Annotated in this window: 19 protein-coding genes; 11 read left to right on the forward strand and 8 right to left on the reverse strand. The window is 54.1% G+C overall.

What is annotated here, in order from left to right:
• Positions 1 to 377 precede the first annotated feature (377 nt).
• Positions 378 to 2024: a MutS-related protein gene (locus BMZ14_RS10100; protein ID WP_074797165.1), complete on the forward strand. Its 1647-nt coding sequence runs from the start codon at positions 378 to 380 to the stop codon at positions 2022 to 2024.
• 231 nt (positions 2025 to 2255) lie between these two features.
• Positions 2256 to 3248, forward strand: coding sequence for a hopanoid-associated sugar epimerase (gene hpnA / locus BMZ14_RS10105; RefSeq protein WP_256208553.1), 993 nt, complete (start codon positions 2256 to 2258; stop codon positions 3246 to 3248).
• 58 nt (positions 3249 to 3306) lie between these two features.
• Here hpnA and BMZ14_RS10110 read toward each other — a convergent pair whose 3' ends face one another.
• From BMZ14_RS10110 to BMZ14_RS10130, 5 genes are all read right to left on the reverse strand, one after another.
• A complete protein-coding gene (locus BMZ14_RS10110; protein ID WP_074797167.1) occupies positions 3307 to 3522 on the reverse strand; it encodes a heavy-metal-associated domain-containing protein in 216 nt (71 codons plus the stop codon).
• A gap of 110 nt (positions 3523 to 3632) precedes the next feature.
• Entirely contained in the window at positions 3633 to 5162 is a 1530-nt protein-coding gene (lysS, locus tag BMZ14_RS10115) for a lysine--tRNA ligase (RefSeq protein ID WP_256208554.1), read from the reverse strand.
• Between the two features lie 9 nt (positions 5163 to 5171).
• Positions 5172 to 6276, reverse strand: a protein-coding gene (gene prfB, locus BMZ14_RS10120; RefSeq protein ID WP_143071953.1) for a peptide chain release factor 2 whose coding sequence is annotated in 2 segments (ribosomal slippage) — positions 5172 to 6194 and positions 6196 to 6276 — 1104 coding nt in all. Because the reading frame shifts where the segments join, the coding sequence is not laid out codon by codon here.
• 200 nt (positions 6277 to 6476) lie between these two features.
• Positions 6477 to 7307 (reverse strand): S-formylglutathione hydrolase, encoded by an 831-nt coding sequence (gene fghA / locus BMZ14_RS10125; protein ID WP_305728840.1) that lies wholly within the window; start codon positions 7305 to 7307, stop codon positions 6477 to 6479.
• Positions 7308 to 7432: 125 nt separating this feature from the next.
• Positions 7433 to 8557 (reverse strand): S-(hydroxymethyl)glutathione dehydrogenase/class III alcohol dehydrogenase, encoded by a 1125-nt coding sequence (locus BMZ14_RS10130; protein WP_074797308.1) that lies wholly within the window; start codon positions 8555 to 8557, stop codon positions 7433 to 7435.
• Between the two features lie 217 nt (positions 8558 to 8774).
• Here BMZ14_RS10130 and BMZ14_RS10135 point away from each other — a divergent pair, with 217 nt between their 5' ends.
• A complete protein-coding gene (locus BMZ14_RS10135; RefSeq protein ID WP_074797177.1) occupies positions 8775 to 9284 on the forward strand; it encodes a DUF1269 domain-containing protein in 510 nt (169 codons plus the stop codon).
• Here the strand turns inward: BMZ14_RS10135 and BMZ14_RS10140 are convergent, their stop codons facing one another.
• On the reverse strand, positions 9285 to 10496 hold the full coding sequence (locus tag BMZ14_RS10140; protein ID WP_083396749.1) for an FAD-dependent oxidoreductase: 1212 nt from the start codon (positions 10494 to 10496) through the stop codon (positions 9285 to 9287).
• Between the two features lie 40 nt (positions 10497 to 10536).
• On the opposite strand from BMZ14_RS10140, the gene BMZ14_RS10145 reads away from it, so the two are divergent.
• The 5 genes from BMZ14_RS10145 (at position 10537) to BMZ14_RS10165 (ending at position 17756) form a co-directional block, all read left to right on the forward strand.
• Entirely contained in the window at positions 10537 to 10959 is a 423-nt protein-coding gene (locus tag BMZ14_RS10145; RefSeq protein ID WP_074797180.1) for a gamma-butyrobetaine hydroxylase family protein, read from the forward strand.
• A gap of 312 nt (positions 10960 to 11271) precedes the next feature.
• Positions 11272 to 12006 (forward strand): bifunctional demethylmenaquinone methyltransferase/2-methoxy-6-polyprenyl-1,4-benzoquinol methylase UbiE, encoded by a 735-nt coding sequence (gene ubiE, locus BMZ14_RS10150; RefSeq protein WP_074797182.1) that lies wholly within the window; start codon positions 11272 to 11274, stop codon positions 12004 to 12006.
• 302 nt (positions 12007 to 12308) lie between these two features.
• Complete coding sequence (locus BMZ14_RS10155; protein WP_074797185.1) at positions 12309 to 13220, forward strand: carbohydrate kinase family protein; 912 nt, start codon at positions 12309 to 12311, stop codon at positions 13218 to 13220.
• Positions 13217 to 15385, forward strand: a complete 2169-nt coding sequence (locus tag BMZ14_RS10160; RefSeq protein ID WP_074797312.1) for an HAD-IIB family hydrolase — start codon at positions 13217 to 13219, stop codon at positions 15383 to 15385. Before BMZ14_RS10155 ends, BMZ14_RS10160 begins: the two co-directional genes overlap by 4 nt.
• On the forward strand, positions 15369 to 17756 hold the full coding sequence (locus BMZ14_RS10165; RefSeq protein WP_074797187.1) for a sucrose synthase: 2388 nt from the start codon (positions 15369 to 15371) through the stop codon (positions 17754 to 17756). The genes BMZ14_RS10160 and BMZ14_RS10165 overlap by 17 nt, the downstream gene beginning before the upstream one ends.
• Before the next feature lie 143 nt (positions 17757 to 17899).
• Here BMZ14_RS10165 and epsA read toward each other — a convergent pair whose 3' ends face one another.
• A complete protein-coding gene (epsA, locus tag BMZ14_RS10170) occupies positions 17900 to 18655 on the reverse strand; it encodes an XrtB/PEP-CTERM-associated transcriptional regulator EpsA (RefSeq protein ID WP_143071954.1) in 756 nt (251 codons plus the stop codon).
• A gap of 603 nt (positions 18656 to 19258) precedes the next feature.
• On the opposite strand from epsA, the gene BMZ14_RS10175 reads away from it, so the two are divergent.
• The 3 genes from BMZ14_RS10175 to BMZ14_RS10185 all read left to right on the forward strand — a co-directional run bounded on the left by BMZ14_RS10175 (position 19259) and on the right by BMZ14_RS10185 (position 20619).
• The gene (locus BMZ14_RS10175) at positions 19259 to 19720 is read left to right on the forward strand and encodes a hypothetical protein (protein WP_074797189.1); all 462 of its coding nucleotides are present in this window, start codon (positions 19259 to 19261) and stop codon (positions 19718 to 19720) included.
• A 9-nt stretch (positions 19721 to 19729) separates the two neighbouring features.
• Positions 19730 to 20119, forward strand: a complete 390-nt coding sequence (locus BMZ14_RS10180; protein ID WP_074797191.1) for a RidA family protein — start codon at positions 19730 to 19732, stop codon at positions 20117 to 20119.
• A gap of 113 nt (positions 20120 to 20232) precedes the next feature.
• Positions 20233 to 20619 carry a Rossmann-fold NAD(P)-binding domain-containing protein gene (locus BMZ14_RS10185; protein ID WP_074797193.1) on the forward strand — a complete coding sequence of 129 codons (387 nt, stop codon included), beginning with the start codon at positions 20233 to 20235 and terminating at the stop codon, positions 20617 to 20619.
• A gap of 180 nt (positions 20620 to 20799) precedes the next feature.
• Here the strand turns inward: BMZ14_RS10185 and BMZ14_RS10190 are convergent, their stop codons facing one another.
• Positions 20800 to 22068 (reverse strand): YfiM family lipoprotein, encoded by a 1269-nt coding sequence (locus BMZ14_RS10190; protein ID WP_074797195.1) that lies wholly within the window; start codon positions 22066 to 22068, stop codon positions 20800 to 20802.
• Between the last annotated feature and the right edge of the window lie 2 nt (positions 22069 to 22070).

A 22070-nucleotide genomic window follows, 5' to 3' on the forward strand; every position in this document is an offset into this window, starting at 1 on the left:
GTTGACGCGCATGCGGTTGAGTGTTAGATTTTCCAGCAGGGCTTCATGCATGGTTCCGAAGAGGAGTTAGGGCCAGAATTGAAGCGAGCGGCAGCGCCGTGCTTCACAAACCGCCCGGACTTCACGCGCGGCATTTGCCTGCCGGAGTACTTCGCAGTTTGAGAACATTTGTCTTGCCGAGTCTGCAGGATAAGCTCTAAATAGGAATCGGGATAATTTCCACTCGAGGTTATCCGGTAATTAATCCTTAGCTTTGCTCGCACCTGGGCATTACCGTCAAGTCCAGCGGGAGCGAGTTCGGTCTTCGACACTCGTATGTCGCCATGCCGCTTTACTTCCAATCCAATAGATAGCTCGACAGTCAGAAGGCCAATACCATGAGCGTGTCAGAGGCATCCGATTCATACTGGAGTCAGCCATCCATCCTTTCAGGCGGCGACCGGCCCGTTCGCGTTCGAGACACCCGTCCGGCGGAAACAGACAAAGGTGTGCTGGACGCCAAGACTTTCGACGCAATCGAAACAGAGCAATTATTCAATTCGATCAATCATGCCGTCACTCATGCCGGGCAATGTGTGCTTTACCGCTCGCTGGCGCGGCCAGGGACAGATGCCGCAGTGACTCGAGAAAAACAGGATGCCTTGCGGGAGTTGGAATCAAACCCCACTCTTCATGAGGCGCTAAGGAATTTCATCGAAGAAATGGCGCGCGGAGAAAAATCACTTTACGAGTTGCTCTATGGTACCTTTACCGGCGGCGTCGCCATAGACAATTCCAGAGCCGGAAAAGGTGAAATGGAGTTCAGCGGTTATGGGTACAATCAATTTCTTGACGGTACAGGCTTTGTTATCGATCTGGTAGAGACAGTGGCAACCCTGCCGCAGCCACAAAGCGCTTATTTACGTACCTTGTTCGACGCCATTCACGACTTTGGGAACTCACGTACTTATTCACTGATGCGCGGCCCGGTCTATCCGGCGGAAGGAAAATTCAGGACGCGGGAAGAAAAGCCTCGCCTTGCGTTCCTTACGCGCTTCAGGCCATCGATGTTCAAGCTTTTTCCAATGTTGTTCGTGCTGATAGCGGTAAGCGCTGCCCTTTATTTCTTCCAGGGTGTGCTGGCCAGTTTTGGAATCGGTTATCTGGGATATGGAATACTCCTGCTGGCGGTACCGGTTCTACCGGTCGTCCTGATTGCCATCGCCGCCTCCGATCGCGATTCCGTCATCTACCCCCTTCGCAAGCTGTTCAAGCACAGTCCGGACCTGGCGCGCGCATTGGAAACGCTGGGCATGATCGACGAGATATTATCCTTTCATCGCTACTCGCAAACCTTCGGCGGCAAGATGACGCTGCCTCAGATACTCGAGAGCGACAGGCATTCCCTCAGTGTTACCGAAGCGAGAAATCCTCTGCTTGCCAGAATAAACCCCGGCTATGTGCCGAACGATATTTCGCTTGATGACGCGGGACGGCTGCTGGTAATTACCGGACCGAATAGCGGAGGCAAGACGGCTTACTGTAAAACTGTAGTACAGGTTCAGCTACTGGGGCAGATCGGCTGTTACATTCCGGCGGCAGGGGGAAGCCTGGTTCTGGCGGAACATATTTTTTACCAGGTGCCGGATCCCGGCCACCTGGATGAGGGAATAGGACGATTTGGTCACGAACTGAAACGCACGCGCGAGATTTTCTTCGGTTCCACAGCTCGAAGCCTGGTAGTACTGGACGAGCTTTCGGAGGGCACCACATTCGAGGAGAAAATGGAACTTTCCGAGTACGTTCTAGCGGGGTTTTACGAGTTGGGCGCAAGCACATTGCTTGTCACCCATAACCACGAATTATGTGAGCGCTTGCAGGACAAGGGAATCGGCCGCTATCTCCAGGGAGAGTTTCTGCCCGGGGGACCGACTTTTCGCCTCATCCCCGGCGTATCACGGGTAAGCCATGCCGACCGGGTCGCGGCCGCGCTGGGTTTCAGCAAGGAAGATGTGGAGAAGCATCTGGCCAAACGCCACTTATGACTCGAGAGGTAAGGAACGTGTTTGTTCCATTGTTCAAACAGTCGGCATAAAGATACGCGAACGTTTCGGATTGCTGCACTTCGCCTTGATCTCCATTGTTTCCACGGTTTTATCAATCCCCCGATCACGCACTAGTCGAATAAGATGTAAAAGCTATGGAGCACCACAGCAATGCGAATTTCAATCGCGGCTTTTAAATTCCACACCGGAGTTTGGGCTGGATAAGGAGGCATGATGAAATCATTGGTTACGGGTGCAAATGGATTTGTCGGGTCGGCGGTCGCGCGCTGCCTGCTTAACGCAGGCCACGAAGTGCGATGCCTGGTCAGGCCGGGAAGTGACCGGCGAAATCTTGACAAGCTGCCTGTGGAAATCTGCGAGGGCGACTTGCGCTCCGCCCCATCGTTGAAAAGCGCGATAGCAGGTTGCGATAGCCTGTTTCATGTTGCCGCGGACTATCGCCTTTGGGTACCGAACCCGGAAACGATGTATGACATTAATGTAAGGGGAACCCAGGCGCTGATACTCGCTGCAGCCGAGGCTGGAATGAACCGCATGGTATATACAAGCAGCGTGGCAACGCTGGGCACTGGCCAGGACGGCAATCTTGCCAACGAAGACACACCTTCGAGTCTCTTGTCCATGACCGGGCATTACAAGCGGTCAAAATTCATGGCGGAACAAGTCGTCAAGCAAATGACCGATGAGCATAAGCTGCCCCTGGTAATAGTGAACCCTTCTACGCCGATAGGACCACGGGATATCAAACCCACGCCGACGGGGCGTATAGTGGTTGACACCTTATGCGGCCGAATGCCGGCCTACGTAAATACCGGATTGAACATTGCGCACGCTGACGACATCGCTTATGGCCACCTTCTGGCTTACACGCATGGGAAACCAGGAGAACGTTATATCCTTGGCGGAGAAAACCTGACGTTACTGCAAATTTTGCAGACAATCGACGAGATAAGCGGCAAGCGGACAAAACGGCTGAATCTGCCGGTCAAGCTGGTATTGCCAGCCGCCTGGCTAATGGAAAAAATGGCGATGGTAACGAACGTTGAACCGCGTGCCACGGTGGATAGCGTATGCATGGCGAAAAAGAAGATGTTTTATTCCTGTGACAAGGCGATGCGTGATCTCGGGTATCGATATCGGCCCGCGGCAGAAGCGCTTGAGGACGCGATGAACTGGTTCCAGGCTAACGGATATTGCGGTTAAACCCGAGACGGCCGTTCATCTTTTTTTCCTGTCATCCGTCGTAGAGGTATTAGCTGCCCTATGCCTGATTCACGACTTCAAAACCCGCATCCTCGATGGCCTCCCTGAACTGATCCATCCCCGTCATGCCTCCATCGTACTGAATCGTGACCTGGCCTTGCTCCAGCGAAACCTCGGAGCTGCTTACGCCCGGTATTCTCTCCAGAACGTTTTTTACGCTGTTGACGCAACCCATGCAGGTCATGCCTTTAACTTTCATGATTTCAGTTTGCATTGCTTAGGCTCCTCTGTCATTGACAGTTATCTACAAATCAAACCGGCCTCGCCCGCCGTTCCGTTGCAGGATACAACTCACCAAGCCGAGCAGGTCAGCCCACACGCTTCTCAATCTTCACGGCGCAGTTGCGGAAACAGAATAACGTCACGAATGCTGGGGCTATCGGTAAAAAGCATAACCAGGCGGTCTATGCCGATACCTTCGCCAGCGGTGGGAGGCAGGCCATATTCAAGCGCCCGGATGTAATCAGCGTCGTAGTGCATTGCCTCGATGTCGCCGGCTTCCTTGGCATTAGCCTGTTCCTGGAAACGCGACGCTTGATCTTCAGGGTCGTTCAATTCCGAAAACCCATTGGCGATTTCGCGCCCCGCAATGTAAAGCTCGAACCGGTCGGTGATCGCAGGATCGATATCGTTGCGTCTTGCAAGCGGAGAAACTTCGGCTGGGTACGCGACGATAAAAGTGGGTGCAAACAATAAGTGTTCGGTGGTTTCGTCAAATAACGCGAGCTGTAATCCGCCGATGCCGTCTTCGGGTTTACAGGCAATTCCGAGACCCTGCAGTGTCCGGATCAGGAATGTGCGTTCGCCAAGTTGCGCACTGGTATATTCCGGATGATATTTCAGGATCGCCTGAACGATGGTGAGCCGTTCGAACGTTTGTGCAAGGTCAATCTCTCGTCCCTGATAGCTTATCCTGGTTGTGCCTAGAACCTTTGCCGCCAATTCCCGCAGCATTGTTTCGGTGAGGTCCATCAGGTAAGTGTAATCCCGGTAAGCTTCATAAAATTCCAGCATGGTGAACTCCGGATTATGCCGGGTGGAGATTCCCTCATTTCTGAAACTTCGATTGATTTCGAACACTCTTTCCATGCCGCCGATCACGAGACGTTTCAAATAAAGCTCAGGTGCAATACGAAGATACAAACGGGTATCCAGCGCGTTGTGGTGGGTGATAAAAGGCCGTGCCGCCGCCCCGCCGGGAATTGGATGCATCATCGGCGTCTCCACTTCCAGGTAACTGCGCGCGACCAGAAATTCGCGAATCGACTGGATGATCCTGGACCGTGTGATAAATACTCTTCGGCTATTGTCGTTGGTGATAAGGTCGAGATAGCGCTGGCGGTATTTTTGCTCCTGGTCGGTCAGACCGTGAAATTTTTCCGGCAGAGGCCGTAATGATTTTGTTAGCAAGCGCAGATTCATGACGCGCACGGACAGCTCCCCTGTCCTGGTTCTGAATAGTGGGCCCCGCGCGCCCAATATATCGCCAAGGTCATAATGCTTGAAGGCATCGTGAACCTCTACGCCGGCAGTGTCATTGGCGATGTAGAGCTGGATCCTTCCGCTCATGTCCTGGAGGGTGGCAAAGCTTGCTTTGCCCATCACGCGCTTCAGTACCATGCGGCCCGCCACGCTTACGACACGTGGCTCACCTTCCAGCATTTCATTGGCATGCTCGCCATATTGGCGATGGAGGTCCGATGAAAAATCTTCGCGGCTGAAGTCGTTGGGAAAGGCATTACCCGTTTTACGCAATACGTCCAGCTTGGCGCGGCGCTCTTCAACAAGCCTGATCTCTGCGTGAACCCCATCAAGCCTGTCGTCCAGGCTTTTCTCTAAAGCGTTATCCGTCACTATGGCTCCCTATATGCCCTGTTTCAAACTGGCCTCGATGAAATCATCCAGCCCGCCGTCAAGTATGGCCTGCGTATTGCCGCTTTCGAGACCGGTGCGCAAGTCCTTGATCCGTGACTGATCCAGTACATAGGAGCGTATTTGATGTCCCCAGCCGATGTCGGTCTTGTTGTCTTCTATCGCCTGCTTCTCGTCATGGCGCTTGCGCAACTCCGCCTCATACAGGCGTGATTTCAGCATGGCCATCGCGTCCGCCCGGTTACGATGCTGTGAACGCCCGCTCTGGCACTGCACGACAATACCCGTGGGATTATGGGTAATCCGAATCGCCGAGTCGGTTTTGTTGATATGCTGGCCCCCCGCGCCAGACGCGCGGAATGTATCGACCCGTAAATCAGCGGGATTGATATCGATTTCGATGGTCTCATCCACCTCCGGATAAACAAACACGCTCGCAAAGGAGGTATGGCGGCGATTACCCGAATCGAAAGGGGATTTACGCACGAGCCGGTGTACCCCGGTTTCAGTGCGGAGGTAACCGTAGGCGTACTCGCCCGAAATTTTGAGACTTGCGCTCTTGATGCCCGCAACCTCGCCGGTAGACTCTTCCATAACCTCCACCGTGTAATCGCGCCGCTCGCAATAACGCAGATACATGCGCTCAAGCATCGCCGCCCAGTCCTGTGCTTCCGTTCCGCCGGACCCGGCCTGGATGTCGATGAAGCAGTTATTCGCATCCATGGGATTGGAAAACATGCGTCGGAACTCCATGTCCGCCACTGTCTTTTCCAGTTGCGCAATATCGCGGGCGACACTCTGCAGGGTAGCGTCATCGTTCTCTTCGTTTGCCATTTGAAACAGGTCCCTGGCATCGTGAAGCTGCCGCCCGACTGTTTCCAGATTAATGACAACGCTTTCCAGCATTTTTTTCTCGCGGCCCAATTCCTGGGCACGCTTGTTATCATCCCAGATGGCGGGATCTTCCGTCATCCGGTTGAGTTCATTCAGGCGGGTTTGCTTGTTATCGAAGTCAAAGATACCTCCGCAATGATGTCGCCCGGCTGTCAAGATCTTCAAGCTGATGGACGATGACGTTAAGTTCTTCAGATTCCATGGAAACTCTTTCAAAATACAAAAGTGAATTATACAGGAAGCGGGACGCGGATTTACCGCACCGCTTGAGAGAAGAGGGAAGCTGCAACGCTCAAAAAACAGAGGAATAAACAATAGTGGCAAGAGGGCAGCCTGCCAAGCTGCTCGGTGGGGGATAGATCTGGACGAGCGAAATCAAAATTATCGATGGAACCCCTCACTTCACTGACTATCAAGGGCTTCAGCGTGAAAGCGCAGATGATTTCCGATAAAGGTGCTGATAAAAAAATAGCTGTGATCGTAACCTTCGCGCAGATTGACCTGCACAGGATATTTTGCCGCTTCACAGGCGGAAACGAAGCGCTCAAGTTTCAATTGCTCAGCCAGAAATTCATCCGCGTCGCCCTGGTCGATCAACAGCGGCAAATGCTCCGATGGGCGAGCAGCTTCAACCAATAATGTCGCGTCATAGCCCCACCAGTTCTTTATGTCGTCGCCCAGGTAATGGCTGAATGCTTTTTTACCCCATGGAGTGGTAATCGGGTTAACGATGGGCGAAAAAGCGGATACGGATCGATAACGTGCCGGATTACGCAACGCAATCACCAACGCGCCGTGACCCCCCATCGAATGGCCGCAGATCGCGCGCTTGTCATTAACCGGAAAACATTGTTCGACCAGGGCCGGCAGTTCATCAACGATGTAGTCGTACATGCGGTAATGCTGGCTCCAGGGTTCCTGGGTAGCGTTCACGTAAAAACCGGCCCCCAGCCCGAGGTCATACGCGCCGTCCGATGCTCTGGCCACACCTTCTCCCCTTGGACTGGTGTCAGGCATGACAAGCACAATGCCCAGTTCCGCCGCAACTCGCTGCGCGCCCGCCTTGATGGTGAAATTCTCGTCAGTGCAAGTCAGTCCCGATAACCAGTAAATGACGGGTGCCTTTCTGCTATTGCCGGGCCGGGGAGTCCTGGAGCCCTCAGGTCCCCCAGATCCATGGAAAATTTCGGCCTCTTGTCGCACTCCTGGCGGCAGGAAAATGGAAAAGTTCATCTCACAGTTCAGGGAGGTGGAACGGTGCCTGTAACGTTTCTGAGACCCATCGAATAATCGATGCGAGGAGAGAAGTTGCAATTCAGGTATATCCATGTCCTCAACAGTCAAACTCGGTCATTCGGTCATTTATTGAAATGGATGACGGTACGAATGGATTTGCCTTCGTGCATCAGATCAAACGCTTCATTGATATCCTCCAGTCCCATGGTGTGGGTGATAAAAGTATCGAGTTCGAACTCTCCATCGAGATAGCGCTGCACATAGCCTGGCAGTTCAGTGCGACCCTTCACACCGCCGAATGCCGAGCCGCGCCAGACGCGACCCGTTACCAGCTGGAAAGGGCGGGTGCATATCTCTTCGCCCGCGCCGGCAACCCCGATTATCACCGATTCGCCCCAACCCTTATGGCAGCACTCGAGGGCAGAGCGCATGACCTTGACGTTGCCGATACACTCGAAAGAAAAATCCACGCCTCCGCCCGTCAGTTCAACGACCACATCCTGGATGGGCTTGTGGTAATCGCCGGGATTGACTACGTCCGTCGCGCCCAGTTGACGTGCGATCCCAAATTTGTCGGGGTTGATGTCAATTGCGATAATGCGGCCGGCCTTCGCCAATGCCGCGCCAATAATCACAGCCAGCCCAATGCCGCCCAGACCAAAGACCGCCACCGTATCGCCCGCTTTCACTTTCGCCGTCTTCGCAACGGCACCCAGTCCTGTCGTCACACCGCAGCCCAGCAGGCAGGCTTTTTCCAGCGGCGCTTCCTTGCTGATTCTGGCCAGTGAAATTTCGGGTATTACGGTATATTCAGAAAAGGTCGAGGTGCCCATATAATGATATATGGGTTTCCCGTCTTTCAGGAAACGAGTGGTGCCATCAGGCATCAATCCCTGCCCCTGAGTACTCCGAATCGCCTGGCAAAGATTGGTTTTGCCGGATTTGCAGAACTTGCACTCACCACATTCGGGGGTATAAAGCGGTATGACATGATCGCCCACCTCGACACTGGTGACACCCTCGCCCAGTGCCTCGACGATTCCCCCTCCCTCATGGCCAAGGATAGCCGGAAACCTTCCCTCGGGATCTTTTCCCGAGAGCGTAAATGCATCCGTGTGACATACGCCGGTCGCGACGATGCGAACCAGCACTTCGCCTGTTCGCGGAGGCAGCAAATCAACTTCTTCGATAGTCAAAGGCTCGCCCGGACCCCAGGCCACCGCCGCTCGTGTCTTGATCATTTCCATATTACGCGCTCCGTTCTTCTTTGCTCGACCAGTATGGTTAGTATGCGCAGGAATCCGCCAATTTACAAATTTCGGGTTACCCGTCCATACCGGTAAACCATGCCCGGCAATGGTTTGCATTTTCGTTTGAGCCGTCCTATGATAAAACCAAGCTGGTCCCATTCTCTGTCATCAATGCTCCGAGTGATTTACCAGTCAACATTTTTAGGAGATCATCATGCGACGGATCTATTTTCTGGTTCCCGATATTGCCACTACCAAACGTATCGTGGACGAGCTACTTCTTGCGCGAATCGAGGAACGGCATATTCACGTGATCGCCAAGCGCGGCACCGAGCTTGAGGATTTGCCCGAAGCCAGCCTGCTCCAGAAGAGTGACTTTGTTCCCGCGGTGGAACGCGGACTTGCAATGGGCGGGACAGCGGGCGCTTTGGCCGGACTCGTTGCCATTGCGCTTCCCCCGGCTTCAACGGTAATTGCAGGGGGCATCCTGTTGGCAAGCACCCTTGCAGGTGCGGGAGTAGGTGCCTGGGCTGGCAGTATGATAGGCGTGAGTACCGCCAATTCGAGAATCAAGCAGTTTGAAGCGGCTATCGAGACCGGCCAGGTGCTCGTATTGGCAGATGTGCCGAAGAACAGGGTCGATGATATCGAGAAGCGCATAAAGCAGCACTTGCCTCAAGTGGATATTGAAGGGACTGAACCGATCATACCCGCGTTTCCGTAATTATGGTATTGAGGAAAACGGAACAGGCAGGTTCTGAAATTGCCGCATGAAGCGGCGGTCGATCCAGGTTTTCCAGTGCCAGAAGAGAACGGAACGCCCAGCCAGGCAACCATAAGAAGCAACGGCTCGCCCATCCGCTGTGCCGATCAGGCTTAGGCTCCGGCGCTGAGGCTTATAGTTCCTGAGCGAGTTGCCTGACAGATATGCGCGCAGGTTGTTTTCCAGCGGTTTTGCCATACGAACTGCAAATACGCCGGACTTGGGGAGTTTTTGGCCCTCGATTGCTACCACGTCTCCCGCTGCAAAAATCCAGGAATAATTTATTGCCTGCAAGGTTGGCCCGGTTCTAACGAACCCGTCAGGCGTAGTATCCAGACCGCTTTCGGCAAGCCACGCTGGAGGTGCAATTCGCGTGACCCAAAAGGTGAAGTCGGCAGGCAAGCATCGTCCGTCGTCGAGGCGAACGCTATCGGCCACGACCTCCACTACCCTGGCATTCATTATCGTGGCTATGCCACGCTTCTCGAGCAGTCGGCTCATAACGCGATGTACGCCTGAATTGTGCCCCGGCAACAACTGGGGCGCGCCATGGATAATCGTGAACGCGGCTTTATGCCCGACCTGGGAATGCATGGCTAGCGCGAGCTCTACTCCGCCTGCGCCCCCGCCGACGATAACGATGTGAAACGGGCCCATCCCGCCCGGAGCGGTTGCCACGGCGCGCTGCCAACCCCGGAGGAGTTCCGGTACAGGCTTTGCCGGGATTGCCCAGGGCTCTGCTCCCGCTACGTCTTCCATACTTGGCGTGCCGCCTACATTAATGGAAACAAGATCGGCCGCCACAGGCGCAACATTGTCTGGAAGCAGCACCTGCTTTCGTGCCAGGTCAAGTCCGAGGACTTTCGCATGGATGAACCTGGCGCCCGCGAAATTGCATAGCCGCGGTAAATCGATCTGCATTTCAGCCCGGCTGTATATACCACTTATGTGGCCTGGCAACATGCCGGAGTAAGGTGCGTCCTTTACATCGCTCACAAGTGTCAGGCGCACGGTGCGCAAGGGGTTTTTGCCCAACTCCCGCAGCAACAGGACATGGGTATGCCCTCCACCGATAAGTATCAGTTCGCGAGGTGCCGATACACCAGATGAGTTCGCCATACAGTTGAGAATGGAATGTCCGGATTTCCGGGTCGAGGTTTCAGTTTCGTCCATGCTGGTTTATCATGCACCCTCGTAATCGGAGGAATCGCACGTGGCAGGGTTAAGCAAAGGTACTCCCAATCCCAGTGAAATAAAACTGCATCGCAAATCCCGCTTGCTGGAGATTTCTTTTAGCGATGGCAAAACCTTCCGGCTTCCCTGTGAATTTCTGCGCGTCTATTCGCCTTCGGCGGAAGTGCGCGGTCACAGCCCGGGGCAGGAAGTACTGCAAACCGGCAAGAAAGAGGTGAACATCAACCGTATCGCACCGGTTGGCAATTACGCCATCCAACTCGATTTTTCGGATGGCCATAATACCGGGCTTTATTCCTGGGACCTGCTCTACGACTATGGCCTCCGCCAGGATGAGATGTGGCAACGATATTTGAACCGGATGGAAGCGGCGGGGGCAAGCCGGGAACCCGCTACCCGCGCACCGGCAACGAACGGGCAGGCGGGAAAAGGGGGAGTTTGAACAAGAGCTGGCGGCCTCTCCTCACAAGATGACACCTCTCAGCATTGGATCTGAAAACGGATGTGACTCCAGCGGTGCAAGTAATGCGGTTGTCCCCAGTCCACGCGGCCTTACACTCAGCTTGCACTAGAACAGATGAACTTCGCTCCCGCTTTACCTTCGCAGGGTTGCTACAGCTTGTCGCGCAGTTATAAATAATCCCGCTTCCGGTCAGGACGTTGGAGGGGCGTTTCCGACGAACTCTCCACAGTCTCCGCAGGTGCCGGAGTCTTCCTGTAATATATAACCTTTCTATACAAGAACTGAACATTCATGACGAAAACTACCCATTTCGGCTTCAATACCGTTGCTGAAGCAGAAAAAGCCCGCAAGGTAGCAGGCGTGTTTGATTCCGTGGCGGAACGCTACAATTTGATGAATGACCTCATGTCAGCAGGCATGCACCGGTTGTGGAAGCGGTTCGCCGTGGAAACAAGCGGAGTCAAGAAAGGTGAGCGAGTACTTGATATTGCTGGCGGTACCGCCGACTTGAGCGCTCTGTTCCTTGAGCAGGTGGGCGCCAGCGGCGAAGTCTGGCTCACCGATATCAACAATTCCATGCTCACAATAGGCCGCGACCGGCTGCTGGATGAAGGAACGGCTGTGTCCGTGGCGCAGTGTGATGCGGAAAAACTGCCATTTCCAAACGACCATTTCGATTGTGTAAGCGTGGCCTTCGGTCTCAGAAACATGACCCGTAAGGACAATGCCTTGAAGGAAATGCTTCGTGTACTTCGCCCCGGCGGCCGCGTTATCGTGCTTGAATTCTCCAAGGTATGGAAGCCGCTGCAGCGCTTCTACGATTTTTACTCATTCAAGATACTCCCCACAATGGGTGGGTTCATCGCGAAGGATAGTGAGAGCTACCGCTACCTGGTCGAATCCATTCGCGTGCATCCCTCGCAGGAAGAATTGAAGGAGTTGATGCAGAGAGCAGGCTTCGAGCGTGTCGAGTACTTCAATTTGGCCGCGAGCGTTGTGGCGCTGCATAGGGGCTACAAATTTTAGAAGCACTCGGGTCTGACGATGTGTTCGTATTTTTGGCTCGGTATGTCTGCTAGCGTACAGAAACAAATTTCGTTGTTGCTATTATCTTCAGGTGCCCCGTCCTTGTTCCCAAGCGGAGGACAAGAGGTTTCTCAAAAAACCAATAACGACCGGTAGCGCCGCCCTATCTGCCAGGAAACGCACCTCATCGGTAGTTTAATGGGCAGTATCATGTTTTAAAAGATGTTCCACATCCGCCGCTATCTCCGCCAAAGCCGGTTTGAACCGGATTGAGCAGGGACCAATCCTCCCGGGAATAAACAATGAGCGATATTCGCCACGTGGTACTCGTATTTGGCGAAATTCTGATAGACCGGTTTCCCGACAGGGAGGTGCTCGGTGGCGCGCCATTCAACGTAACCAAGCACCTCGGCGCCTTCGGCTGCGTACCTGTCCTCGTTTCCCGGATAGGGCAGGATGCGGCAGGCGCGCGCCTGTTGCAAACACTGGAGGCCTCGGGGCTGAGCACGCATGGCGTTCAGCTCGATTCCGTTTATCCCACCGGCCTGGTAGAGGTGAACCTTGCTCCGGACGGCCACCAATTCGACATTGTCGCCGATCAAGCCTATGACCATATCCATCCCCGGTTGTCACGAATGACCGCCCTTGCCGCGAATCCGGAACTGGTCTACTTCGGAACATTGGCCCAGCGCGCCAATTCGCATCGAGCCCTGCGCCACATGTTGCGTGCCGCCGGCGGTCAGCGCTTCTTCGATGTCAACTTGCGTGATCCATGGGTGTACGCGGATCGCCTGGAATGGTCGTTGCAGCATGCTGATATCGTGAAAGCCAACGACGGCGAGCTCGAACGTCTTGCTCGACTACTTAATCTGGAGGAAACATCTCCCGAGGATCAGGCACAAGCACTGATCCACCGATATAAACTGCGCGGGATGCTGGTTACATGCGGTGCGGCGGGAGCCTGGTGGCTGGACGAGTCCACTCAAGTGACAGCGGTGACGCCGGATTCGCTAGTGGAAGTACTGGATACGGTTGGGGCGGGCGACGCATTCTCTGCTGTTTTCATGCTCGGCCTGCTGAAGGGCTGGGCCATGCCCGTCACCTTGCAGCGGGCGCATCATTTTGCGGGGGCGATTTGCGGGATACGGGGGGCGATTCCGGAACACAATAATTTTTATAAGCCATTCATCGACGAATGGTTCGTGCACAGATGAATGAATTATATGTTCTGATGATAAGCCTGCACGGCTTGATCCGGGGGAATGACCTGGATTTGGGGTGTGATGCGGATACCGGCGGCCAAGTGCTATATGTGGTCGAGCTGGCGCGGGCACTGGCCCGGCAGCGGCAGGTCGGAAAGGTGGATCTGCTGACTCGACGCATTGAGGATTCCGCCGTATCGGCTGACTACGCCAGTCCTGAAGAGATGCTTGGCGATAATGCGCGGATTATTCGTCTTCATTGCGGGCCTCGCCGCTACCTGCGCAAGGAAAGCCTTTGGCCCTATCTCGACCAGCTTGTGGATCGTGCATTGCTTTTTCTGCGTGAGCAGAAGCGCCTGCCGGATGTCATTCACAGCCATTATGCCGACGCAGGGTATGTGGGAATGCAGCTTTCCCAACTCCTGGGCATCCCGCAGATTCATACCGGCCATTCGCTAGGGCGAAGCAAGCAGCAACGCCTGCTCGCACAGGGCCGTAAACCTCAGGCATTGGAGCGCCAGTTCAGCTTCTACCGGCGAATAGCTACCGAGGAAGCCATCCTGCAACATGCCAGCCTGATCATTACCAGCACACCTCAAGAGAGTGTCGAGCAATACGGCTTGTATACCAATTACCAGCCCGAACGCTCCGTCGTTATTCCCCCGGGAACCGATATCTCGCGTTTTGCTCCTCCCAGTCGTCAAATGCCGCCCGACCCGGAAGCCGCAAGGCTTATTGACCGCTTTCTCGTGCAGCCGCGCAAGCCACTCATACTCGCCATTTGCCGTCCGGAGATGCGGAAGAATCTCGGCGCTTTGGTCGCCGCATTCGGCAGTTCTCCGGAGTTGCATGAGAAAGCCAACCTTGCCATCATAGCCGGCAACCGCGAGGACATCCGCAAACTGGATGCGGCGCAGAACGAAGTAATGACCAATCTATTGCTTGATATCGACTGTTATGATCTCTGGGGCAAAGTTGCGCTGCCCAAGCACCATAAGCCAGCCAATATCGCCGGGTTCTACCGGCTTGCGGCTCAGCGCCGCGGAATATTCGTTAATCCCGCGCTTACCGAGCCATTTGGGCTTACCTTGATTGAAGCCGCCGCCAGCGGACTTCCGGTCGTCGCCACCGAAGATGGAGGGCCCCGCGATATTGTAGCGAACTGTAAAAACGGCGTGCTGGTGAATCCCCTGGATGCGGATGCCATAGCCGCCGCGATCGAGTACGCATTGGCTGATGCGCGTCGTTGGCGCCAGTGGGCTCGCAATGGAATTACGGGAGTTAGGAATCACTATACCTGGGATGCGCACGTCAAGAAATACCTGCATGTTCTGTTCCGTTTGCTGCATCACGAACGCAAGCAGATTCGCCGCAATATGGCCATATACCAGAGGCCGCAACGCCATCCGTTGCCATTGGTCTCGCATATGCTCATCAGCGATATAGACAATACGCTGCTGGGTGATCGTGCGGCCTTGCGCCGTTTTCTTGCCATCTTGCGCGCAACGCCGCCAAATCTGGGCTTCGGCGTCGCCACGGGCCGAACACTGGAAAGCACGGTAAAGATATTGAAAGAATGGGGCGTGCCCTTGCCTGATGTGTTCATTACTTCGGTAGGCAGCGAGATCAATTATGGCCCCGAACTGCGGCCCGATATAGGATGGCAAAACTTCATCAAATATTTGTGGCGTCGCGAGGCTGTCGAAGAGGCGCTGCGCGAAGTACCCGGACTCACGCTGCAAGCTGCGGAAAATCAGCGTGAGTTCAAGCTCAGCTACAATGTGGATCCCGAAAAACTGCCGCCAATTTCCCGGATCCGTGCTTTATTGCGAACAAAAAATCTGTCCGCACATCTGATCTATTCACGGCAGACGTATCTCGACATTCTGCCACTGCGCGCTTCCAAAGGACGGGCAATACGTTATCTCGCTTATAAGTGGGGTCTGCCATTACATGCTTTTCTGGTCGCGGGTGATTCCGGCAACGATCAGGAGATGCTGATCGGCGATACCCTTGGCGTAATAGTTGCCAATCACAGTCCCGAGCTTGCAAGTTTGAGAGGGAATGAGCAAATTTATTTTGCCCGCGCGGCTTACGCCGATGGCATCGCCGAAGGGATGGCGCACTACGAATTTGGCACATCAATCATGGAGAATGCGAATGATTCACCAATTTGAAACTTGGGCTGTGGAACATCGCAGTGATTTGTACGCGCTGATAAGCAGATGGTTCGAACTCGAGCGCCCGCTCTTGCTGAGATCGGATCTGAAGGCCGCTTTTGACGCCTTGGTTGCGGAGCATCCATCCCCTCTTGTCGAGACGCCACTGCACGATATCGTTAATATCGCTCAGGAGGCGGTATGCCGGCCTCCCCTGGTATATATGGCATTACGTGAAGGCGCCGGAAGCTGGCATTTCATGTCCATTCATCAGCAACAGCTTATACCCATGCCTATCAACGTGACGGATTACCTGGCTTTCAAGGAATTGCTGGTAAATCCTGATGGAACGAATGAACCTGTGCTGGAACTGGATTTTGCTCCTTTTAACCGCGGCTTCCCCAGACTCAAGGAAATTCGATCGATAGGTCAAGGTGTCATTTTTCTCAATAAACAACTATCAAGCACGTTGTTTAGCCAACTCGGCCTGGGTACAGCCAAACTGTTGCGCTTTTTAGCCGTGCATTCGATGGATGGCAAGCAACTGATGCTCAGCGGCAACTTCGCGGATGTCGCGGCACTGCGCACGGGTTTGCGCCGCGCGCTCGGACTGCTCGACAAACATCCCGGCGATACGCCTTGGGAGGTGATTGCCGAGCCTTTGAGCGGGTTGGGTTTTGCGCCAGGCTGGGGAAATTGCGTCACGCGTGTAAGTGAAACGATGAGCCTGCTGGTGGACCTTTTCGAAGCGCCGTCGCCCCAGATACTCGAGAATTTCCTGGCGCGCATCCCGATGATTTCCAAGCTGTTGATCCTTTCTCCTCACGGATATTTCGGACAGGACAATGTCCTGGGACTGCCGGATACGGGAGGCCAGGTAGTTTATATTCTTGACCAGGTTCGGGCGCTGGAGCGTGAAATGAGCGAGCGTCTGATACTGCAGGGGATAGTGGCACAACCAAAAATCCTGGTAGGTACGCGCCTGATTCCCGATGCAGGGGACACATTGTGCAACCAGCCCCTGGAAAAGATTCACGGTACCCAGAATTCATGGATCGTGCGTGTGCCATTTCGCAAGACAAATGGCGAAATCGTTCGCTCGTGGATATCGCGTTTCGAAATCTGGCCCTATCTGGAGCATTTTGGACATGACATCGAGCGCGAAGCACTGGCACAGCTCAGCGGACGTCCGGATCTGATAATCGGCAATTACTCTGATGGAAACCTGGTGGCCTCGGTGATTTCCAAACGAATTGGCGTAACGCAATGCAACATTGCGCACGCGCTGGAGCAGAGCAAATATCTGCATTCGGCCTTGCACTGGCGGGAGAGCGAAAGCCAATACCACTTCAATTGTCAATATACCGCTGATCTCATCGCCATGAACAGCGCTGATTTCATTATTACCAGTACGTACCAGGAAATTGCGGGCACGGCGCATACGGTGGGCCAATACGAAACCTATCAGAACTACACAATGCCCGGTTTATATCGCGTAATGAACGGCATAGATCTCTTCGACCCCAAGTTCAATATCGTCTCGCCTGGCGCCGATGCCGAGGTGTATTTTTCCTATCTCGATCGCGAGCGCCGTCTGCACTCGCTGCTACCCGCCATTGAACGTCTTTTGTATGAAAGTGATCCCGGGGTGCCATGGCGCGGCCATTTCAGTGACCCTGCCAAACCGCTGATCTTTACCATGGCTCGCCTCGATCTGGTCAAGAACCTGACAGGCCTTGCCGCATGGTTCGCGCAATGTGCGCGTCTCTCGGAGGCGGCCAATCTTTTGGTGATTGGCGGCCATGTCGATCCCGCTGCTTCCACCGATGGCGAGGAACGCGCCGAGATCGAGCACATGCATGCAATAATGAATGAGTATCAGCTGGAAGGGCGCATGCGCTGGCTCGGCACGCGCCTGGAAAAGAATCTTGCAGGGGAAGTGTACAGGCATATCGCGGACCGGCGGGGAATTTTCGTACAGCCGGCCCGGTTTGAGGCATTCGGACTGACGATTATCGAAGCCATGGCTTCGGGTCTGCCGGTATTCGCCACTTGTTACGGCGGCCCGCGGGAGATCATAGAGCACAGAGTATCAGGTTATCATTTTGACCCTAACGATGGTGCCGCAGCGGCCGCCGCGATGGCGGACTTCTTTGAGCGCTCGGCAGCCGACCCCGCTGTTTGGGACAATATATCCCGAAATGCGCTGAAACGCGTCGACTCACGTTATACATGGCGCCTTTATGCAGAGCGAATGATGACTTTATCGCGCATTTATGGTTTCTGGAAATTTGTCAGCAATCTGGAACATGAAGAAACCATACGCTACCTGAATATGTTCTATCATCTGCAATTTCGTCCAATGGCGCAGGCGCTGCCCCATCAGTAATAAATCGAATGCCGGGATTTATTCCTGCTCCCAGCGCATCGACTGAGGGCGGCGCTCCCAGCACGATTTCGTGGTTAAAAGAAATGGCCGGAAGGGTCGGTTGAAGCGTGACAGGGCGATGCATCGCCCAAGAGGCGTCTGCTCTACCCTTGATGCGGTTGGCTGCGATTGTGGGCATGCAGTTTCTTGAAAATGTTTCGGAGGTGGTTTTTTACCGTGAATGTGCTGATTCCCAATATAGCAGCGGTTTCAAACGTTGTTTTACCCAGCTTCGTCCAACTCATTATCTCGATTTCACAAGCACTCAAACCATAATTTTCCCCGCTCTCTGAAGAAAGAAGCGCTTGTCGGGCGCAGGGCAAGGGATCGATCTTGCCCAACGCGGCGTCCAGATATGGAAGCATTACCCCGATGGCATTCACCGAAGAAGTGCCGATGTTCTTTCTGGAACTGAAAATTATATAGAGGCTATCGTGTTGGCCGCGCTTATCGCTGACACCATGTATCAGGATAGACTGCATCCCTTGCAGCGCCACGCCGAGCGCGCATTGCAAGCCGCGCTCTTCGAGTAAAAAGCCGGATTCGCCCACGCCCAGGGTATAAGGCTTCTTGCCCAATTCTATCCAGCGATTAAACAAACCCTGGAGGAGGGGGGATAAGCTCCTCACGTCGGAATGCTCTGTTCTCACCCCTAATAAAGGAGAGATGATGTCGTGACTGATCAAATTCGCATTGAAATTCCCCCAGGCGGCGAGCATGATTTCGTGGGGAAGGTAATGCTGTATTTCTCCCTGCAGCCATATGAAAAGATCATAGTGTCGACGCACGGTTATCCATTCCTGGATTATCCGGGCGTATCTGCCTACGTGTTCCGCAGAGAGGGAAAGGGACAAGTTCATATTGGCGCTGCTAAAGAGATCGGCTAGCTCGAGGATTACCGGAGCAAGATATAATCCGCGATACAAATAGTAAGCGAGCAAGTTTCATGCCAGAGCCCAAATCATGGATTTTTAAGGCGTAAAGGAACATTCTTCCCAGTAATGTAAATAAGTTCGACATCCAGGCGGGCATGGCTCTCCCCCTGCTCCGTTCAGGGCGCGGCCCAAGTGATAAAGAAATCACGGATAGTGACGTTATGATCAACGGCGTGCGGTAGTCTGATCGGCGTATCGCGCTCAACACAACAGGAATGCGATTTCCTTGTTGATGACTTTCTTTGTTGATAGAATAAATTCGATCCATTCAATGACTCTGGGTGTTACTCCCGCGGCGTTCAGGGCAACGACAGCTAAATTGAACGCATCACGTGGCAAACAACAGAAAGTTTCAGATGGTTGCACTTTTGGGTACACTTTCCTGGAATCCGATGCGGGGCCGCTGATGGTGTGCGGATGCATTTCCGCTGAATACTCTCGTAACTCGGGGGCGATACTGTTTATTGCCGCGGTATGTGGGTGCGGGGGGTTGCAGGGTACGGGGAAACTTAGCTAAGGAGTATTTTCATGAACGAAAGAATTATATATGTGGCCATCGTCGCGTTTGCCTTGTCGTCGTCAGCCTCTGCCGCATTACAGCAGCCGCCGGCGCAGACACAGCCGCAGCTGAATCAGCAGCAACAATCACAGCCACAGCAGTTGCCCCACGGCGATGGCTGGCGTCTTGTCCGGTCGGTTCAGCTCGGGAGCTCGAAGAACTACATCCATATGGTTCTGATTGATAGCAAGCGGGATATGGACACAGCCGTTTATGGAGCGGCACTGAGCAAGATATGCAGGTCCGAGCCCGACTTTTGCAGGGTCAGGTTCTGGAACGAGGAGCGCCACGTGGCGCAAGCAATTTCTTTCACTGATGCCCAGTTTAAAGCGTTGAGAGCCGAATACGTTTTCAACCGGGCAGGGAGCGTCCAGCAAATGCGATACGCCTGCACAGTCGTGTCGGACAAGAACCAGTGTTTTTCTCACTAGGGAGTTGTGATGGCGCGCCAGTTGATAAGTTCAGGTTCCACATTCGAGCAGGAGATCGGCTACTCAAGGGCTGTGGTTGATGGGGACTGGATTTTTGTTTCCGGCACGACGGGATTTGACTACAGCAAGATGAGCATTTCCGATGATCTTGTGGAACAAGCCGAGCAATGTTTCAAGAATATCCAGCAGGCTCTTAACGAAGCGGGAGCGAGCCTGACAGATATTGTCCGGGTGACATATGTGTTGCCTGATACCGCTGACTTTCCGAAGTGCTGGCCGACCTTCCGCAAATATCTTGGGCAGATCAGGCCCGCAGCAATGATGATCGCGGCTGGCTTGTCCGATCCCCGCATGCGTATCGAAATCCAGGTCACCGCCCGTCGCAATTCCGGCGCCTGATCTATCAGGGATCGCAGCGGGCAGGTGTTGGCAGGTCAAATGGGTTGATTAGTGGAATGTCCACTACGTAGCTGGTAACAATAACACTCAATAACACTCGAGGGAGGTAATTAATGGGTTCAACGAATAAAGTCTTTATCAGCTTTTCGCTCAGGGATATTAAAGCGCACGACAAACTTATTGAGCAATTGAACAAGGAGAAAACAGGTTTTTCTTTTGTGGAGATGCCGATAAAGCAGTCCTGGGAACCGGCCTGGAAGGAAGAATGCCGGGAGAAAGTGAGTGGCTGCGACGGTGTGATTGCCCTTGTTACAAAAAACGTTGTCAGGGCCGACGGCCAGTTGTGGGAGCTGCGCTGTGCTTACGATGCCAGGATGCCTGTACTGCTGATTCATGGAGACGACGATAAATTACCCTCCAAACTCCCTGATCCTCTGGGTGAACGGGAAATTGATGAATGGACCTGGCCGGCCATTTCAACATTCCTGAATAGATTGTAAAAAGCGATACGCACAGATTGCACGCATGGGTGGCACACCAGGTTAAGCAACCTGGTGCAACCAAACTCCTTTGATGACCTTGGCGGTGCCCGGCTTCCCGCGATACTCCGGCCCTGTTTTACCGTGTTATCCATGCTTCACCTGAACGGCAAGAAGGATTGCCCGCAGGCGCGGGAGAGTTCATCGCAATAAGGGCAGAGCTGCGACCCGTTGCTCTATCTTCTGCATCATTTTCCGGTATGCCGGCGCGTCAATCCCGCCGAACCGTCTCTTGAACTCGGCCTCGGGCATGAATTCGGGCAGGTCGGACCAGGCGGGCATTAAATCCCCATCATCCAATCCCGACAGGATACGGTTCTGAAGCTTTCTTGCCGAAGCCTTGCTTGCCACGGCCTGTTCACCGAATTTGGTACCGGCACGATCGGCGGCAATGTCATTGAACGAGAAACCGCTCCCGTGGCGGGAATCTTCGATCTCCTTATACAAGCCTATCGCGTCCGATAAGGCGGTATCGGCGTAGGCGGCGATTGCGGCTGACACCATGAAGTGTTTTGCAAAATCGTCGCGTCCATCCAGTGTAACGTCTTGAGGCGCAGTGCGAGGCCAGGCTGTTAATGCTGCCGGAAAGATTCGCTCTGGAGAAATGCCCAGCACGTGAAATGCTACGACTAAAATCACTGCGCGGTTTTCCGCCAATGCATCGCTGCTTGACGAGCGCTCTGCCGCGATGCGCATCAATGGCGGCAGAAGTTCCGCCAGAGATATTACACTCCCGGTTTTTTTGCTGTTCGCGGCCAAGAGGGTTTGATAACGTAACAGCCGCTCACGCTCCTCTTCGTTAATCATGGAAGCTCTCATTTCATGAGAAAAACCATCCTCCCAACGATAAACTACACTCAACTCTTTCTGCGAGACTCTCACCAAATGGAGCGCGTCGAATGCGGCCCGATATTCCGGGCTTCGCCGCAGCCACCGCACGAGCTGAGGCACGATTGCGTCGGTAAGCGTATCCGGCAGCGAGAGCTTTCCAATTTGAACTGAACGAAGTTGCGGTATGGCGCCTGCCTCGACAACGGACGCCTGCAGGTTGAGATACGGGTTCACGTAGCTGCCAGGTAGCGTTCCGGATACAGGGAGGCTCAGACGGATAATCGCCTCGCGATCGGTCAGTGTAACCTGCGCGCTGCCCTTCCCAAGGCGGTGCGCGAGATAGTTCGCAGCGAGATCAGCATCGGCGGACGTTACCCTCGCTGCAACCAACGTGCCGGGATGTATCCAGTAGCGATGCGCATCCACGATCTGTTTCGCGCGCCCTATATGCTCCGGCGTGAGAATGACCTTGCGATCGATGCGAGGATGGTCTTCAATGGCCAGCGACAGCATGGCGATCAGCGCCAGCGGGAAAATGAAAAACAGGCCTATTAGAGAAACAAGCAGAAGTTTGCGCATCG

It is taken from the genome of Nitrosospira briensis (assembly GCF_900115125.1).
Lineage (GTDB): Bacteria > Pseudomonadota > Gammaproteobacteria > Burkholderiales > Nitrosomonadaceae > Nitrosospira > Nitrosospira briensis_A.

Coding starts and splice junctions, on each gene's coding strand:
- BMZ14_RS10100 (WP_074797165.1), top strand. CDS start 378: ATGAGCGTGTCAGAGGCATCCGATTCATACTGGAGTCAGCCATCCATC.
- hpnA (WP_256208553.1), top strand. CDS start 2,256: ATGATGAAATCATTGGTTACGGGTGCAAATGGATTTGTCGGGTCGGCG.
- BMZ14_RS10110 (WP_074797167.1), bottom strand. CDS start 3,522: ATGCAAACTGAAATCATGAAAGTTAAAGGCATGACCTGCATGGGTTGC.
- fghA (WP_305728840.1), bottom strand. CDS start 7,307: ATGAACTTTTCCATTTTCCTGCCGCCAGGAGTGCGACAAGAGGCCGAA.
- BMZ14_RS10130 (WP_074797308.1), bottom strand. CDS start 8,557: ATGGAAATGATCAAGACACGAGCGGCGGTGGCCTGGGGTCCGGGCGAG.
- BMZ14_RS10135 (WP_074797177.1), top strand. CDS start 8,775: ATGCGACGGATCTATTTTCTGGTTCCCGATATTGCCACTACCAAACGT.
- BMZ14_RS10140 (WP_083396749.1), bottom strand. CDS start 10,496: ATGGACGAAACTGAAACCTCGACCCGGAAATCCGGACATTCCATTCTC.
- ubiE (WP_074797182.1), top strand. CDS start 11,272: ATGACGAAAACTACCCATTTCGGCTTCAATACCGTTGCTGAAGCAGAA.
- BMZ14_RS10155 (WP_074797185.1), top strand. CDS start 12,309: ATGAGCGATATTCGCCACGTGGTACTCGTATTTGGCGAAATTCTGATA.
- BMZ14_RS10160 (WP_074797312.1), top strand. CDS start 13,217: ATGAATGAATTATATGTTCTGATGATAAGCCTGCACGGCTTGATCCGG.
- BMZ14_RS10165 (WP_074797187.1), top strand. CDS start 15,369: ATGATTCACCAATTTGAAACTTGGGCTGTGGAACATCGCAGTGATTTG.
- epsA (WP_143071954.1), bottom strand. CDS start 18,655: ATGAACTTGTCCCTTTCCCTCTCTGCGGAACACGTAGGCAGATACGCC.
- BMZ14_RS10175 (WP_074797189.1), top strand. CDS start 19,259: ATGAACGAAAGAATTATATATGTGGCCATCGTCGCGTTTGCCTTGTCG.
- BMZ14_RS10180 (WP_074797191.1), top strand. CDS start 19,730: ATGGCGCGCCAGTTGATAAGTTCAGGTTCCACATTCGAGCAGGAGATC.
- BMZ14_RS10185 (WP_074797193.1), top strand. CDS start 20,233: ATGGGTTCAACGAATAAAGTCTTTATCAGCTTTTCGCTCAGGGATATT.
- BMZ14_RS10190 (WP_074797195.1), bottom strand. CDS start 22,068: ATGCGCAAACTTCTGCTTGTTTCTCTAATAGGCCTGTTTTTCATTTTC.